The following is a 13,761-nucleotide window of genomic DNA, read 5'->3' on the forward strand; positions in this document are numbered from 1 at the left end:
CCCGCTCCGTCGAACATGATGCAAACGTTTACGCTCCGCCTCGTCAAGGACAAGCCGTAACGTTTCTGTAACGTGCGCCACAATTCCGTGGGAACGCTCCCAAATCCGTCGAAACTTCTCCGGCGGAGGGTGGGAGCCGGACGATCTCCATCGCTGCCGTCAACGGGACGTTGCCGGTACGGACCATCGTGGGTGTGCCGTTCCTCCGGCGGGAGGGACCAATGGCAGCAGAAGTTGTTGACCTTGGACCCGTGGATGGTCACGGTTCGTGACCTTGCCGGATCGGGTGTGACAACCGTCCACGACCGGGCCGAGGTGGCGTCGCGGAGCGTCTCAGCCGCGTGCGGTCAGCCGGCGGCGGAGCTCGTCCTCGCGAGCCAGGCGGGCGGCGTCGCGCTCGCGCCGGGCGGCGACCACCGCCGCGAGGAACGCCTCGGGCGACGTCCCCGGAGGCGGTGGGGGCGCGGCGTACTCGCTGACGGCGGCGGCCAGTCGGGCGCCGACGCGCGTCCGCGACTCCGCGTCGATCTGCGGGAGCCGTCCGAGGAACTGGCGCACGGCGAGGGCGAGCCCCGTGGGCAGGGAGGTGAGGTCCGCGGCGGAGGCCCACTGGGCCAGCGCCGGCGGCATGCGTGCCGGAGGCGCCAGGTGGAGGGCGACCCGTTCACGCACGACGTACGTGCCGGCAGCGAAGTCGCCGAGCCGCTTGCCGCGCCCGCTCAGCAACGCGGAGAAGAACGCCGGACCGCCGAGGAACACGAAGATCTCCACGACACCCACCAGCGCCCGGACGAACGCGTGCTGGAAGGAGATCGGTCCGGCGTCGTCGCGCACGGTGCGCAGGCCGAACGCGAGCTTGCCGAGCGACCGGCCGCGGGTCAGCGTCTCGAGCGTGGTCGGGAAGCCGATCAGGGACACGATCACCGCGGCCAGCGTGGCGACCTCGACCAGCGCCTGGTCGGCCTGGAGGGCGGCGATCACCAGCACGAGCACGAGGACGACCAGCAGGGCGGCGGTCGCCAGCGCGTCGAGCAGTCCCGAGGCGATCCGCAGCCCGAGACTGGCTGGCGGGAGGTCGAGCGCGACCGCCTCACCGGTGACGAGGTCGTCGGTGGTGAGCGTCGCGAGCTCCGGAGTCGCCATCGATGTCCAGCCTAGTGCCGGCGCGGGGGAGGGGCAGGCGCCGTAGGGTCGGGCCCGTGGACCTCGACGCGTACGTCGGCGCGCACGCGCCCGAGTGGCGCCGGCTCGAGGAGCTCACCCGCAGACGCCGGCTGACCGGCCCCGAGGCCGACGAGCTCGTCGAGCGCTACCAGCGGGTGGCGACCCACCTCTCGGTGGTGCGGACTTCCGCGCCGGACGCCTCGGTCGTCGCCTACCTCTCCTCGCTGCTCTCGCGCGCCCGCAACCGCGCGGCGGGGACCCGCACCGGCACGTGGAGCGGCGTACGCCGCTTCTTCCTGGAGCGGTTCCCGGCGGCGCTGTTCAGGTTGCGGTGGTGGTGGCTGGGCACACTCGCGGCCAACGTGGTCGTCACCGCGGTGATGATGCTCTGGCTGATCGAGCACCCGGCCGTCGAGCAGAGCCTGCTGTCTCCCGAGCAGGTCGACCAGCTGGTCTCCCACGACTTCGAGGACTACTACAGCGCGTACGCCGCCAGCCACTTCGCCGCGCAGGTGTGGGTCAACAACGCCTGGGTCGCCGCGCTGTGCCTGGCGCTCGGGGTGCTGGGGGTGCCGGTGGTCTACCTGCTGTTCCAGAACATCGCGAACCTCGCGATCATCGGCTCGATCATGATCCGCCACGACCACGGCGCCCACTTCTGGGGGCTGATCCTCCCGCACGGCATGCTCGAGCTGACCGCGGTCTTCGTCGCCGGTGGGGTCGGCCTGCGGCTCTTCTGGTCCTGGGTCGAGCCGGGCGCGCTGACGAGGACCCAGTCATTGGCCCGCGAGGGCCGCACCGCCGGGACCGTGGCCCTGGGCCTGGTCGCGGTGCTGTTCGTCAGCGGGCTGATCGAGGCGTTCGTGACCCCGTCCGGTCTGCCCACGTGGTCCCGGATCGGCATCGGGGCGCTGGCCGAGGCTGTCTTCCTCGCCTACGTGTTCGTCATCGGCCGCGACGCCGTCCACCGGGGCGCGACCGGCGACCTGGACGCCGCCCTCCTCGAGGACCGGGTGGCGACGCAGGCGTGAGCGGAGACGCGCCAGCGGATCCGCTGATGGTGGTCGAGCGAGGCGCGGGGCTGAGGGACGAAGCCGCGACCGCCGTGTCGAGACCCAGCGCGCCGGCGGGTCAGAGCAACCCGCGCGCCTTCAACGAGAGGTAGTGGTCGGCGAGCGCGGGCGGCAACCGCTCGGCGTCGGTGTCGAGGACGTCGACGTCGAGGGCGCGGAGCAGGCGCGCGGTGTGGCGGCGCCGGCCGAGGACCCGCTCGGCCGCGGCGGCGTCGTACACCTCGTCCACCGTGCCCCGGGTCGCGGCGAGCTGCTCCAGCGCGGGATCGCGCACCGACGCGACCACGACCCGGTGGTGCTTGGTGAGGGTCGGGAGCACCGGTAGCAGGCCCTCCTCGACGGCTGCCGGCTCGAGCGGGGTCAAGAGCACGACCAGCGCCCGCTGGCGTCCCAGGCCGGTGACCGCGCCCGCGAGCGAGCCCCAGTCGGCCTCGGCGATCACCGGCTCCAGGTCGGCCATCGTCTCCTGGAGCCGTACGGCGAGGTCGCGTGCGCCGGCCGACCGCAGGCGGGCGCGCACCCGGTGGTCGCCGGCCACGAAGTCGACGCGGTCCCCGGCTCGGGCGGCCAGGGCGGCCAGGAGCAGGGCGGCGTCCATCGCGGAGTCCAGGCGAGGCACGTCCCCGACGCGACCGGCCGAGGTGCGCGAGGTGTCGAGCACCAGCACGACCCGCCGGTCGCGCTCGGGCTGCCAGGTGCGGACGACCACGGTGCGGCTGCGCGCGCTCGCCCGCCAGTCGATGGAGCGCACGTCGTCCCCGCGGACGTACTCCCGCAACGAGTCGAACTCCGTGCCCGGCCCGCGCACGCGCACCGCGGCGCGGCCGTCCAGCTCGCGCAGCCGGGCCAGCCGGCTCGGCAGGTGCTTGCGGGAGTCGAACGGGGGCAGCGCGCGCACCGCACCCTCGACCAGGGTCGTGCGCTGCCGCGACGCCAGGCCCAGGGGGCCGTGGAGCCGCACGGTGACCCCGACTGCCCGCAGGTCGCCGCGGCGACGGGGGAGCAGCGGCGTCCGCAGCACGACCCGGTCACCGGGCCGCAGGCGCAGCCGGTGCCGGTTGGCCCCGGCCCCGGCAGTGGGCTGCCACGCGTCGCGCAGCAACCCCCGCACGGGGCGACGGGAGGTGGTGGAGGCCACGAGCCGCGTCTCGGTGGGCTCGCCGAGCCGCACCGTTCCGACGGGCGGGCGCTCCAGCGCGATGCGCGCCGGTGACGGTGCGAGCAGCACGTCGAGCACCACCAGCAGGGTGACGGCCAGGAGCCACAGCCAGGCCGTGCCCATGCCCGGGCGCAGCACCACAGCCACCACCCCCAGGAGGAGCAGCAGCGGGACCCGGCCGGAGATCGCCATCAGCGGACCATCAGCGGGGGACCGGGACCGACCCCAGGGCCGAGGCGAGCACCTGCCCGACGTCGACGCCCTCCAGCTCCGCCTCGGGTCGCAGCCCGAGCCGGTGCACGAGCGTGGCGTGGGCGAGCGCCTTGACGTCGTCGGGCGTGACGAAGTCCCGGCCGGTCAGCCATGCCCACGCCCGGGCCGAGCGCAGCAGGGCGGTCGCGCCGCGCGGGCTCACCCCGAGGCTGAGTGACGGCGAGCTGCGGGTGGCGCGCGCGATGTCGACGACGTACCCCGCGACCTCCGGGCTCACCTGGACCCGGCCCACGGCCGCCCGGCCGGCCTCGATGTCCTCGGCGCCGGCCACCGGTCGTACGCCGGCAGCGGCGACGTCGCGCGGATCGAACCCCGCCGCGTGCCGTCGCACGATCTCCAGCTCGGCCTCGCGCTCCGGCACCGGCAGCACGACCTTGAGCAGGAACCGGTCCAGCTGGGCCTCGGGGAGCGGGTAGGTGCCTTCGTACTCGACCGGGTTCTGCGTCGCCGCGACGAGGAACGGCCGGGGCAGCGGCCGCGAGACGCCGTCGACGGACACCTGGCCCTCCTCCATCGCCTCGAGCAGTGCGGACTGTGTCTTCGGTGGGGTCCGGTTGATCTCGTCGGCCAGCAGCAGGTTGGTGAAGATGGGGCCCTGGCGGAAGCTGAGCTCGCCGCGGGCGCTGTCGATGACCATCGAGCCGGTGATGTCGCCGGGCATCAGGTCGGGGGTGAACTGCACGCGTCGGGCGTCGACCGACAGGGCCGCGGCGAGCGTGCGGACCAGCAGCGTCTTCGCGACGCCCGGCACGCCCTCCATCAGCACGTGGCCGCCGCACAGCAGGGCGACGAGCAACCCCGACACGGCCGCGTCCTGCCCGACGACGGCCTTCCCGACCTCGGTGCGTACGGCGGCCAGCCGGTCGCGGGCCGGGTCGGGGTCGGGGATGTCGGTGGGCACCGGGGTCATGATCGGCGTACCTCTCTGTCGAGCTCGGCCAGGCGGCCGGCCAGGGTGATCAGGTCGTGGTCGGTGGCGGGAGCGGGTGCGCCCGGGTCGAGCAGCAGGCGGAGCTCCTCGCTCGGTCGGCCGGTGTGGCGGGCGAGGTCGTCGACCAGCGTTGCGGCGTCGGCGTCGGTGCCGAGGCCGAGACGCACGGCGGCACGCCCGCGGGCGGCCGCCCGGAGCGCGGTGGCGGCGTGGGCCCGGTCTCCGGCCCTGCGGTAGAGGCGGCCTCGGCTGTGCGTGGTCTCGATCGCCTTGACGACCACCGGCAGCGGCTCGGTCGCCAACGGGCCGAGCCGGCGTCCGCGCCACAGCAGCAGCGCCAGGGTGGTCAGGACGAGCAGCCACAAGGCGGGGCGCAACCAGCGGGGCAGCAGGGTCGTGAGGCTCACCCCGTCGTCGCCGACGAGGTCGTCGAGCGACGGGACGTACCAGACCAGGCGGTCGCGAGCCCCCAGCAGCCGCAGCGCCACGGCGGCGTCGTCGGCCCGCAGCACCTGGTCGTTGCTCAGCAGCTCTCCGGCACCCAGCAGCACCAGACCGGGCCGCGGCTCGGCGAGCAGGGCGCCGTGCTCACCGCGGAAGCAGCCACCCTCGACCGGGTACTCCTCGGCGTGGTCGACCTGGACGCGCAGACCGTCGTACGCCGGGTCGGCGCATTCCGCCGGCCGGGGCGCGTCGAGCGCGACCCGGTAGGGCAGGTCGTCGTCGAGCCCGAACGCCGACGTGGTCCCCGGCCCGGGCTCCGCGAGCACCAGCCGAGCCTCCCGGGTGTGGTCGAGGAGCCGGGCGACGGTGCTGTCGCCGAGGCGGTCGGTCGAGGTGACCAGCACCGTCGCCCCGTCCACCTCGGTGTCCTCGAGCTCGTCGGCGCTGCGCACGATCGTGAGGTCGACACCCTGGTCGGCCAGCACCCGCGCCACGGCCCGGGCGCCTTCGGGGTCCGGGTTGTCGGGGTCGAGCGGCACGCCGCGGCGCATGGTGCCGCCGCCGACGACCAGCACTACGGCGGTGGCGACGACGAGCCCCGCGAGGATCAACACGGTTCCGCGGCGGCGGCCACCGGGCCGGGCGGTCACGGCCGGCCTGCCAGCACGTCGTCGAGGTCCAGCACGTCCCGGGCCTGGGCGGGCGACGCCGGACGGTCGCCGTAGCGGACCGCGTCGAAGAGCGCCGCCGTGCGGTCCACGTGCGGCCGCTGGCCGGGATGGGCGGCGCCGAGGGCTGAGGCGACCTCGTGGGCGGTCGCGCCGGGCCGGTCCTCGATCAGCCCGCGCTCGACCTGCCGCACCGCCAGGGCGCGGAAGCCGTCCACAACCGCGTCGGCGGCCCGGCCGTCGGCGAGCGCCTGCTCCGCGAGGGCCCGCAGGTCGGCGGCGGTCGCCGTCCGGCCGGTCGGCAGCACGGCGCGCTCGCGCGCGACCCGCGCCGTACGCCGAGCCCGCGAGAGGAGCCACGCGAGACCCAGGGCGAGCAGCAGGAACGCGACCATCGCGGCGAGCGTCGACAGCGGCGGCGTGCCGGACGCCGCGTCGACGGCGCCGTCGACCAGGCGGCTCACCCAGGCCAGGACCTGTTGGAGCACGTTGCGATCGTGGTACTCCGGGTGCAGCAGCTCGCGGCGCAGGAGCGAGCTCGCGTCGTCGGGCGAAGGGTCGAGCGGGGGCTCGGTGAGGAGCGCGGTCAGCGGGCCGGTCACGACGGGGTGATCCCGGCCCGGGCCATCAGCTCGACGTCGTACGCCTCCTTGCGGATCCGCTGGTCGAGGTACTGCACGCTGGTCACCGCGGAGGTGAACGGTGTGACGAACGCGGTCTGCACGACGGTCCCGACCGCGGTGAGTCCCACCACCCCGAGCACCACGTAGCGCGAGTCGGCCATCACCAGCGGCAGCACCTGGGCGCCGATGGAGAACGGCGCCGCGAGCATGCTGCCGGCCACCCCGCCGACGACGAGGGTCAGCAGCCCGACGCCGAACGTCCGCCAGAACTGCTGTCGGGTCAGCCGGAAGCCGCGCCCGATGGCGGCCAGCACGCCGATCTCCTCGATCATCAGCGCCGGCACCGGCAGGTAGTAGACACGGATCCAGAACCACGCGGCCAGGACCAGGAACGCCGGCACGGTGAGGACGCCGAAGAGCACGATCGCCCAGGGGGGCAGCAGCAGGACGACGACTACCCACGCGGCCCCGTAGACGAGGAGCGCGCCCGCCGTCATCAGACCGAGCAGGAGCGTCAGGCCCACCAGTCGCCAGCGCGAGCCACGCGTGGCCGCCCAGGCCTCGCCCAGGGTGAGCCGGCGCCCGATCGCCGCGGCCGCGGTCACGTGCGCCACCATGCCGGTCACCAGGATCGCACCGACCGACTGCAGCAGGGTGCCCAGGAAGAGCGACCCGATCGAGCCGGCGTATCCCGCTACCTCAGCGGTCGTGAGGTCGTCGCCCGACTGGGCGGCGGACAGGTCGACCACCCCCGTGAGCACTGCGGTGACCAGCACCGGGACCGCCATGGACACCGCCGAGACCAGCACCGCGGAGCCGACCGTCGCCCTCGGGTTGAACCGGATGATCCGGAACGCCGCGTCGTACATGTCGCCCAGCGACAGCGGGCGCAACGGCATGGCGCCCGGCTTGTGCGCGGCCCCGAGCATGCCCGGGGCGGGGGAGGGGAGGGGCGGCGGTGCTGCCCAGGCGGGCGGGCCGGCGGGCGTCGGAGGCGGCGGCTGCCACCCGGGTGGGGGAGGGTACTGGTCGCCCGACACGCGCCTATCTTGTCAGTGGTGGGGCGAGGGAAGCTGGCACGCGGTGTCGAGGCCGAGCACCCGGTTCAGCCTGCCGAACGCGATCCACGAGCCCAGGCACATCGTGAGCTCGACGATCTCGGCATCGGAGTACGACGCCTTCATCCGCGACCAGAACGCCTCGTCCAGACCGTGGTGGTCCAGGGCGAACCGCTCGGCGTACTCGGCGGCGAGCCGGCCCCGCTCGTCGAGGTCGTCCGTGGTGCGCCAGTCGGCCACCGCCTCCGGGAACGAGTCCTCGACCGTGACCCCGTCGCGATCGGTGCGCCAGTCCTGGCAGAACACACAGCCGTTGACCTGGGCGATCCGCAGCCGGGCCGCCTCGAACTCGCGCAGGCCGAGCGTGGAGTGGGCGTAGACGCTCTGCGAGAAGCGTGACGCCGCCACGCCGATGTGCGGGACCATCTCGCCCCACACGTGCATGATGGGGTCCGCGCCCTCGGGCAGGTCGATGATCATGACAGCAGCGTAGTCGTCGATCTAGAACGAGTTCTAGGGTCGCGAAGCCGATGCGCGCCCCGAGTTTGGTGCTCGCGGCGATCTCTGCCAAGATGGTCCGGTTGCTTCGGCGGGTTGCCGGGGTGCGCTTCACATCTTGACTACTGAATCGCGTCTCCATGAGAGGTCAGTGGTCCGGCGTGCGGCCGCACCGACCCAGGAGACCCGATCCGCTCGACGAACCGTCGGGCACCACCACAGCAGACGAGATCAACCGGTCTCGTGTTGCGCCTAGCAGGTGCGACACGCCCGACCGCGGGGGTCGGCGGATGTGAGTGGAGAAGCACGGGCGGGGACGACTCAAGCCGGAGGAACCCCCGGGACTGCACGCGGTACCGAATCGAGAAGGACGAGAGAGACCTATGGCGGGACAGAAGATCCGCATCAGGCTCAAGGCCTATGACCACGAGGTGATCGACACCTCGGCGCGCAAGATCGTGGACACGGTCACCCGCACGGGTGCCAAGGTCGCCGGCCCGGTGCCGCTGCCGACCGAGAAGAACGTGTACTGCGTCATCCGCTCGCCCCACAAGTACAAGGACTCCCGCGAGCACTTCGAGATGCGCACCCACAAGCGCCTCATCGACATCATCGACCCCACGCCGAAGACCGTCGACTCGCTCATGCGCCTCGACCTGCCTGCCGGCGTCGACATCGAGATCAAGCTCTGAGGTTGACGAGATGACTTTCGAACGCAACGTAAAGGGCCTGCTGGGCACCAAGCTCGGCATGACCCAGGTCTGGGACGAGAACAACCGTGTCGTCCCCGTGACCGTCATCGCCGCGAGCACCAACGTGGTGACCCAGGTCCGTACCCCCGCGACCGACGGCTACAACGCCATCCAGGTCGGGTTCGGCGAGATCGACGGCCGCAAGGTGACCAAGCCCCAGGCTGGCCACTTCGGCAAGGCCGGCACGACGCCGCGCCGCCACCTCGTCGAGATCCGCACCGCCCTCGCGACCGACTACACCGTCGGCCAGGAGCTGGCCGTCGACACCTTCGCCGCGGGCGAGGAGATCGACGTGACCGGCACCAGCAAGGGCAAGGGATTCGCCGGCGTCATGAAGCTCCACGGCTTCCACGGCGTCTCTGCGTCCCACGGTGCTCACCGCAACCACCGCAAGCCGGGCTCGATCGGCGCCTGCGCCACCCCGGGTCGCGTGTTCAAGGGCACTCGCATGGCCGGCCGGATGGGTAGCGACACCGTCACGACCCAGAACGTCACCGTGCACGCCGTGGACGCCGAGAAGGGCCTGATCCTCCTCAAGGGCGCCGTTCCCGGCCCCAAGGGTGGCCTCGTGGTCCTTCGCACGGCCGCCAAGAAGACGCAGGAGGTCTGATCATGGCTGAGGACAACGAGAAGACCACCGAGCAGGCAGAGAACGCCGCTCCGGCCAAGAAGACCGCGGCCAAGAAGACGACCGCCAAGAAGGCTGCGCCGGCCAAGAAGGCGCCCGCCAAGAAGGCGCCCGCCAAGGCCACTGCGCCCAAGGCCGCCAAGGTCGACTTCCCCGCCGAGATCTTCGACGTCGAGGTCAACATCCCGCTCATGCACCAGGTCGTCGTGGCCCAGCAGGCTGCTGCCCGCCAGGGCACGCACGCCACCAAGACCCGCGGCGAGGTTCGCGGCGGTGGCCGCAAGCCCTACAAGCAGAAGGGCACCGGCCGCGCCCGTCAGGGCTCGACCCGCGCGCCGCAGTTCGCCGGTGGTGGCGTCGTCCACGGCCCGCAGCCGCGCAACTACGACCAGCGGACCCCCAAGAAGATGAAGGTCGCCGCGCTCCGCGGTGCTCTCTCCGACCGGGCCCGCAACGACCGCATCCACGTCGTGGAGTCGATCATCGCGGCCGAGGCCCCGTCGACCCGTGCGGCGCTGGCCGCGCTGACGACGCTCTCGGACCGCTCGCGGTTCCTCGTGGTGCTCGAGCGCACCGACACCGTCACCTGGCTCTCGCTGCGCAACGCGCCGCAGGTGCACATCGTGGCGGTCGACCAGCTCAACACCTACGACGTGCTGGCGTCCGACGACGTCGTCTTCACGCAGGGCGCCTACGACGCCTTCGTGAACGGCACCGCGCTGTCCACGTCCGCTTCGGCTGAGGAGGTTTCTAAGTGAGCACCCTGCACAAGGACCACCGCGACATCCTGCTGGCGCCGGTCGTGTCCGAGAAGAGCTACAGCCTTCTCGACGCGAACAAGTACACCTTCCTGGTGCACCCCGACGCCAACAAGACCGAGATCAAGATCGCGGTCGAGAAGGTGTTCAACGTCAAGGTGACCTCCGTCAACACGATCAACCGTCCGGGCAAGACGCGTCGCACCCGCAACGGGCTCGGCAAGCGCAAGGACACCAAGCGCGCGATCGTCAGCCTCGCCGAGGGCGACCGCATCGACATCTTCGGAGGTCCGGTCTCCTGACCGGGCCCCTGGATACGAGGACTAGACACATGGCTATCCGCAAGTACAAGCCGACTACCCCGGGCCGTCGCGGCTCGTCGGTCGCCGACTTCGTCGAGATCACCCGGACCACTCCGGAGAAGTCGCTGACGCGTCCGCTGCCCAAGAAGGGCGGCCGCAACAACCAGGGCCGGATCACCACCCGGCACCAGGGTGGCGGTCACAAGCGCGCCTACCGTCTGATCGACTTCCGTCGCTACGACAAGGACGGTGTCCCGGCCAAGGTCGCGCACATCGAGTACGACCCGAACCGCACCGCGCGCATCGCGCTGCTGCACTACGTCGACGGCGAGAAGCGCTACATCATCGCGCCGAAGGACCTGTCGCAGGGCACGCGCATCGAGTCGGGTCCCAACGCCGACATCAAGCCCGGCAACAACCTGCCGCTGCGCAACATCCCGGTCGGTACGACCATCCACTGCGTCGAGCTGCGGCCCGGCGGCGGTGCGAAGATCGCCCGCTCGGCCGGAAACAGCGCCCAGCTGGTCGCCCGCGAGGGCTCCCGCGCGACGCTGCGTCTGCCCTCGGGCGAGATGCGCTTCGTCGACGTGCGCTGCCGCGCCACGGTCGGCGAGGTCGGCAACGCCGAGCAGTCGAACATCAACTGGGGCAAGGCCGGCCGGATGCGTTGGAAGGGCAAGCGCCCGACCGTTCGTGGTGTCGTGATGAACCCGGTCGACCACCCGCACGGTGGTGGCGAGGGCAAGACCTCGGGTGGTCGTCACCCGGTGTCCCCCTGGGGCAAGCCCGAGGGCCGCACGCGCAAGCGCAAGGCCAGCGACTCCCAGATCATCCGACGTCGCAAGACCGGCAAGAACAAGCGCTGATAGGGAAATAGAGACATGCCTCGCAGCCTGAAGAAGGGCCCCTTCGTCGACGACCACCTGCAGAAGAAGGTGGACGCCGAGAACGCCAAGGGCTCTCACAACGTCATCAAGACCTGGTCGCGCCGGTCGATGATCGTGCCGGACATGATCGGTCACACGATCGCCGTGCACGACGGTCGCAAGCACGTGCCGGTCTTCGTGACCGACGCCATGGTCGGCCACAAGCTCGGGGAGTTCGCTCCCACCCGCACCTACCGCGGGCACGTCAAGGAAGACCGGAAGGGACGACGCCGATGAGCACCACCGAGCGCAGGCGCAGCAGCGCCCGCCGCGAGTCGCTGCTCGGCGACCAGCCCGGAGCCTTCGCGAGCGCCCGCTACGTGCGGATCACGCCGATGAAGGCCCGTCGAGTCGTCGACATGGTCCGCGGCCTGCCCGTGGACGACGCCCTGTCGCTGCTGCAGTTCGCACCGCAGGCCGCCTCCGAGACCGTCTACAAGGTGCTCGAGAGCGCCGTCGCCAACGCCGAGACCACTGAGGGTCTCGACCGCGGCGCGCTGGTGGTCTCCGTGGCGCAGGTCGACGAGGGCCCGACGATGAAGCGGTGGCGTCCGCGTGCGCAGGGTCGTGCGACCCGCATCAACAAGCGCACCAGCCACATCACGCTCGTCGTCCAGCCGGCCGACGTGGTGGCAGAGAAGAAGGCGTCCCTGAAGAAGAGGAAGAGTGCCTGATGGGCCAGAAGATCAACCCGAACGGCTTCCGCCTCGGCATCTCGACCGACCACAAGAGCCGTTGGTACGCCGACAAGCTCTACAAGTCGTACGTCGGCGAGGACGTCGCCATCCGCAAGCTGCTCTCCAAGGGCATGGAGCGGGCCGGCATCGCCAAGGTGGAGATCGAGCGCACCCGTGACCGCGTGCGGGTGGACATCCACACCGCGCGTCCGGGCATCGTGATCGGTCGCCGCGGCGCCGAGGCCGACCGCATCCGCGGCGAGCTCGAGAAGCTCACCGGCAAGCAGGTCCAGCTGAACATCCTCGAGGTCAAGAACCCCGAGATGGACGCCCAGCTGGTCGCCCAGGGTGTCGCCGAGCAGCTCTCCGGTCGCGTGCAGTTCCGTCGCGCCATGCGCAAGGCCATGCAGACCACGATGCGCTCGGGTGCCAAGGGCATCCGGATCCAGTGCTCCGGCCGCCTCAACGGCGCCGAGATGTCGCGCACCGAGTTCTACCGCGAGGGCCGCGTTCCGCTGCACACCCTGCGCGCCGACATCGACTACGGCTTCTACGAGGCCAAGACGACCTTCGGCCGCATCGGTGTGAAGGTCTGGATCTACAAGGGCGAGGTCGCCGGCACCCGTGCCGAGCGCCAGGCCCAGGCCGCCGCCCGCGCCGGGGTCCCCGGTCGCGGTGGCCGCCCGACCCGCGGCAACGAGCGTGGTGGCGAGCGTCCGAGCCGTGGCTCGCGCGGCGACCGCCCGGCTCGCTCGGACCGCGACGCCGCTCCGGCCGCCGCTCCGGCGGAGGCCGCCACTCCGGCTCCGGCCGCTGACACCCCGAAGGAGGGCTGAGCCATGTTGATGCCCCGTCGTGTCAAGCACCGCAAGCAGCACCACCCGAAGCGGACCGGTGCGGCCAAGGGCGGCACCCGTCTGGCCTTCGGCGACTTCGGCATCCAGGCGATCGAGTCCGCCTACGTGACCAACCGGCAGATCGAGTCCGCTCGTATCGCCATGACGCGTCACATCAAGCGTGGCGGCAAGGTGTGGATCAACATCTACCCCGACCGCCCGCTGACCAAGAAGCCCGCCGAGACCCGCATGGGTTCCGGTAAGGGTTCCCCCGAGTGGTGGATCGCCAATGTGAAGCCCGGTCGGGTCATGTTCGAACTCTCCGGCGTCGACGAGGCGACTGCTCGCGAGGCCATGCGCCGCGCGATGCACAAGCTCCCGATGAAGTGCCGGTTCATCTCCCGCGAAGCAGGTGAATTCTGATGGCTACGACTGCTCACGAGCTCGACGAGCTGAACGCCGTCGACCTCGAGGCCAAGCTCCGCGAGGCCAAGGAGGAGCTCTTCAACCTCCGTTTCCAGGCGGCCACCGGCCAGCTGGAGAGCCACGGCCGGCTCCGCACGGTCAAGAAGGACATCGCCCGGATCTACACCGTGGTGCGCGAGCGCGAGCTCGGCATCCGCACGGCCCCGGGCCAGGACAGCAACGAGGATGGTGACGCATGAGCGAGCAGACTGCGGCGCGGAACGCCCGCAAGGTCCGCGAGGGCCTGGTCGTCAGCGACAAGATGGACAAGACCGTGGTCGTGTCCGTCGAGGACCGCGTCAAGCACGCCATGTACGGCAAGGTCATGCGCCGGACCAGCAAGTACAAGGCGCACGACGAGAACAACGAGTGCGGCGTTGGCGACCGCGTGCTCCTCATGGAGACCCGCCCGCTGTCGGCCACCAAGCGCTGGCGCGTCGTCGAGATCCTCGAAAAGGCCAAGTGACACCTCGCCTTCCCGGCGGGCCAACCCCAATGAAGTTCGGCCAGGCTCACGCTCGTGAAG

Annotated in this window: 19 protein-coding genes; 12 read left to right on the forward strand and 7 right to left on the reverse strand. The window is 71.6% G+C overall.

Translation table 11 applies throughout. The annotated features are described in order from the left end of the window. Positions 1-333: 333 nt before the first annotated feature. A complete protein-coding gene (locus AC3ANS_RS03135) occupies positions 334-1,143 on the reverse strand; it encodes an RDD family protein (protein WP_488294714.1) in 810 nt (269 codons plus the stop codon). A 56-nt stretch (positions 1,144-1,199) separates the two neighbouring features. Here AC3ANS_RS03135 and AC3ANS_RS03140 point away from each other — a divergent pair, with 56 nt between their 5' ends. Further along, positions 1,200-2,195 carry a stage II sporulation protein M gene (locus AC3ANS_RS03140; RefSeq protein WP_488294715.1) on the forward strand — a complete coding sequence of 332 codons (996 nt, stop codon included), beginning with the start codon at positions 1,200-1,202 and terminating at the stop codon, positions 2,193-2,195. 100 nt (positions 2,196-2,295) lie between these two features. Here the strand turns inward: AC3ANS_RS03140 and AC3ANS_RS03145 are convergent, their stop codons facing one another. The 6 genes from AC3ANS_RS03145 to AC3ANS_RS03170 form a co-directional block, all read right to left on the reverse strand. Beyond that, positions 2,296-3,588: a DUF58 domain-containing protein gene (locus AC3ANS_RS03145; RefSeq protein WP_488294716.1), complete on the reverse strand. Its 1,293-nt coding sequence runs from the start codon at positions 3,586-3,588 to the stop codon at positions 2,296-2,298. Between the two features lie 10 nt (positions 3,589-3,598). After that, positions 3,599-4,579 (reverse strand): AAA family ATPase, encoded by a 981-nt coding sequence (locus tag AC3ANS_RS03150; RefSeq protein WP_488294717.1) that lies wholly within the window; start codon positions 4,577-4,579, stop codon positions 3,599-3,601. Further along, complete coding sequence (locus tag AC3ANS_RS03155; protein WP_488294718.1) at positions 4,576-5,694, reverse strand: DUF4350 domain-containing protein; 1,119 nt, start codon at positions 5,692-5,694, stop codon at positions 4,576-4,578. Before AC3ANS_RS03155 ends, AC3ANS_RS03150 begins: the two co-directional genes overlap by 4 nt. Continuing rightward, a complete protein-coding gene (locus tag AC3ANS_RS03160) occupies positions 5,691-6,314 on the reverse strand; it encodes a DUF4129 domain-containing protein (protein WP_488294719.1) in 624 nt (207 codons plus the stop codon). Before AC3ANS_RS03160 ends, AC3ANS_RS03155 begins: the two co-directional genes overlap by 4 nt. Further along, positions 6,311-7,234, reverse strand: a complete 924-nt coding sequence (locus AC3ANS_RS03165) for a hypothetical protein (RefSeq protein WP_488294720.1) — start codon at positions 7,232-7,234, stop codon at positions 6,311-6,313. Before AC3ANS_RS03165 ends, AC3ANS_RS03160 begins: the two co-directional genes overlap by 4 nt. A 153-nt stretch (positions 7,235-7,387) precedes the next feature. Then, positions 7,388-7,873 (reverse strand): carboxymuconolactone decarboxylase family protein, encoded by a 486-nt coding sequence (locus AC3ANS_RS03170; RefSeq protein WP_488294721.1) that lies wholly within the window; start codon positions 7,871-7,873, stop codon positions 7,388-7,390. A gap of 401 nt (positions 7,874-8,274) precedes the next feature. Here AC3ANS_RS03170 and rpsJ point away from each other — a divergent pair, with 401 nt between their 5' ends. From rpsJ to rpsQ, 11 genes are read left to right on the forward strand one after another with little or no spacing between them, the layout of a single operon-like run. Continuing rightward, positions 8,275-8,583 carry a 30S ribosomal protein S10 gene (gene rpsJ / locus AC3ANS_RS03175; protein ID WP_008360994.1) on the forward strand — a complete coding sequence of 103 codons (309 nt, stop codon included), beginning with the start codon at positions 8,275-8,277 and terminating at the stop codon, positions 8,581-8,583. 10 nt (positions 8,584-8,593) lie between these two features. Next, positions 8,594-9,253, forward strand: a complete 660-nt coding sequence (rplC, locus tag AC3ANS_RS03180) for a 50S ribosomal protein L3 (RefSeq protein ID WP_488294722.1) — start codon at positions 8,594-8,596, stop codon at positions 9,251-9,253. 2 nt (positions 9,254-9,255) lie between these two features. After that, positions 9,256-10,029 (forward strand): 50S ribosomal protein L4, encoded by a 774-nt coding sequence (gene rplD / locus AC3ANS_RS03185; RefSeq protein ID WP_488294723.1) that lies wholly within the window; start codon positions 9,256-9,258, stop codon positions 10,027-10,029. Continuing rightward, positions 10,026-10,331 carry a 50S ribosomal protein L23 gene (gene rplW / locus AC3ANS_RS03190; RefSeq protein WP_181645078.1) on the forward strand — a complete coding sequence of 102 codons (306 nt, stop codon included), beginning with the start codon at positions 10,026-10,028 and terminating at the stop codon, positions 10,329-10,331. The genes rplD and rplW overlap by 4 nt, the downstream gene beginning before the upstream one ends. A gap of 29 nt (positions 10,332-10,360) precedes the next feature. Further along, the gene (gene rplB / locus AC3ANS_RS03195) at positions 10,361-11,197 is read left to right on the forward strand and encodes a 50S ribosomal protein L2 (RefSeq protein WP_488294724.1); all 837 of its coding nucleotides are present in this window, start codon (positions 10,361-10,363) and stop codon (positions 11,195-11,197) included. Between the two features lie 15 nt (positions 11,198-11,212). Then, the gene (rpsS, locus tag AC3ANS_RS03200) at positions 11,213-11,494 is read left to right on the forward strand and encodes a 30S ribosomal protein S19 (protein ID WP_091025716.1); all 282 of its coding nucleotides are present in this window, start codon (positions 11,213-11,215) and stop codon (positions 11,492-11,494) included. Next, complete coding sequence (gene rplV / locus AC3ANS_RS03205; RefSeq protein WP_488294725.1) at positions 11,491-11,931, forward strand: 50S ribosomal protein L22; 441 nt, start codon at positions 11,491-11,493, stop codon at positions 11,929-11,931. Before rpsS ends, rplV begins: the two co-directional genes overlap by 4 nt. Continuing rightward, the gene (rpsC, locus tag AC3ANS_RS03210; protein ID WP_488294726.1) at positions 11,931-12,770 is read left to right on the forward strand and encodes a 30S ribosomal protein S3; all 840 of its coding nucleotides are present in this window, start codon (positions 11,931-11,933) and stop codon (positions 12,768-12,770) included. Before rplV ends, rpsC begins: the two co-directional genes overlap by 1 nt. Before the next feature lie 3 nt (positions 12,771-12,773). Next, positions 12,774-13,193, forward strand: coding sequence for a 50S ribosomal protein L16 (gene rplP / locus AC3ANS_RS03215; RefSeq protein ID WP_488294727.1), 420 nt, complete (start codon positions 12,774-12,776; stop codon positions 13,191-13,193). After that, complete coding sequence (gene rpmC / locus AC3ANS_RS03220) at positions 13,193-13,435, forward strand: 50S ribosomal protein L29 (protein ID WP_488294728.1); 243 nt, start codon at positions 13,193-13,195, stop codon at positions 13,433-13,435. The genes rplP and rpmC overlap by 1 nt, the downstream gene beginning before the upstream one ends. Beyond that, the gene (rpsQ, locus tag AC3ANS_RS03225; protein ID WP_488294729.1) at positions 13,432-13,701 is read left to right on the forward strand and encodes a 30S ribosomal protein S17; all 270 of its coding nucleotides are present in this window, start codon (positions 13,432-13,434) and stop codon (positions 13,699-13,701) included. Before rpmC ends, rpsQ begins: the two co-directional genes overlap by 4 nt. The last annotated feature ends 60 nt before the right edge of the window (positions 13,702-13,761 follow it).

This window comes from Nocardia sp. 149-1B (assembly GCF_057747975.1).

Coding starts and splice junctions, on each gene's coding strand:
- AC3ANS_RS03135 (WP_488294714.1), bottom strand. CDS start 1,143: ATGGCGACTCCGGAGCTCGCGACGCTCACCACCGACGACCTCGTCACC.
- AC3ANS_RS03145 (WP_488294716.1), bottom strand. CDS start 3,588: ATGGCGATCTCCGGCCGGGTCCCGCTGCTGCTCCTCCTGGGGGTGGTG.
- AC3ANS_RS03150 (WP_488294717.1), bottom strand. CDS start 4,579: ATGACCCCGGTGCCCACCGACATCCCCGACCCCGACCCGGCCCGCGAC.
- AC3ANS_RS03165 (WP_488294720.1), bottom strand. CDS start 7,234: ATGCCGTTGCGCCCGCTGTCGCTGGGCGACATGTACGACGCGGCGTTC.
- AC3ANS_RS03170 (WP_488294721.1), bottom strand. CDS start 7,873: ATGATCATCGACCTGCCCGAGGGCGCGGACCCCATCATGCACGTGTGG.
- rpsJ (WP_008360994.1), top strand. CDS start 8,275: ATGGCGGGACAGAAGATCCGCATCAGGCTCAAGGCCTATGACCACGAG.
- rplC (WP_488294722.1), top strand. CDS start 8,594: ATGACTTTCGAACGCAACGTAAAGGGCCTGCTGGGCACCAAGCTCGGC.
- rplD (WP_488294723.1), top strand. CDS start 9,256: ATGGCTGAGGACAACGAGAAGACCACCGAGCAGGCAGAGAACGCCGCT.
- rplB (WP_488294724.1), top strand. CDS start 10,361: ATGGCTATCCGCAAGTACAAGCCGACTACCCCGGGCCGTCGCGGCTCG.
- rpsS (WP_091025716.1), top strand. CDS start 11,213: ATGCCTCGCAGCCTGAAGAAGGGCCCCTTCGTCGACGACCACCTGCAG.
- rplV (WP_488294725.1), top strand. CDS start 11,491: ATGAGCACCACCGAGCGCAGGCGCAGCAGCGCCCGCCGCGAGTCGCTG.
- rpsC (WP_488294726.1), top strand. CDS start 11,931: ATGGGCCAGAAGATCAACCCGAACGGCTTCCGCCTCGGCATCTCGACC.
- rplP (WP_488294727.1), top strand. CDS start 12,774: ATGTTGATGCCCCGTCGTGTCAAGCACCGCAAGCAGCACCACCCGAAG.
- rpmC (WP_488294728.1), top strand. CDS start 13,193: ATGGCTACGACTGCTCACGAGCTCGACGAGCTGAACGCCGTCGACCTC.
- rpsQ (WP_488294729.1), top strand. CDS start 13,432: ATGAGCGAGCAGACTGCGGCGCGGAACGCCCGCAAGGTCCGCGAGGGC.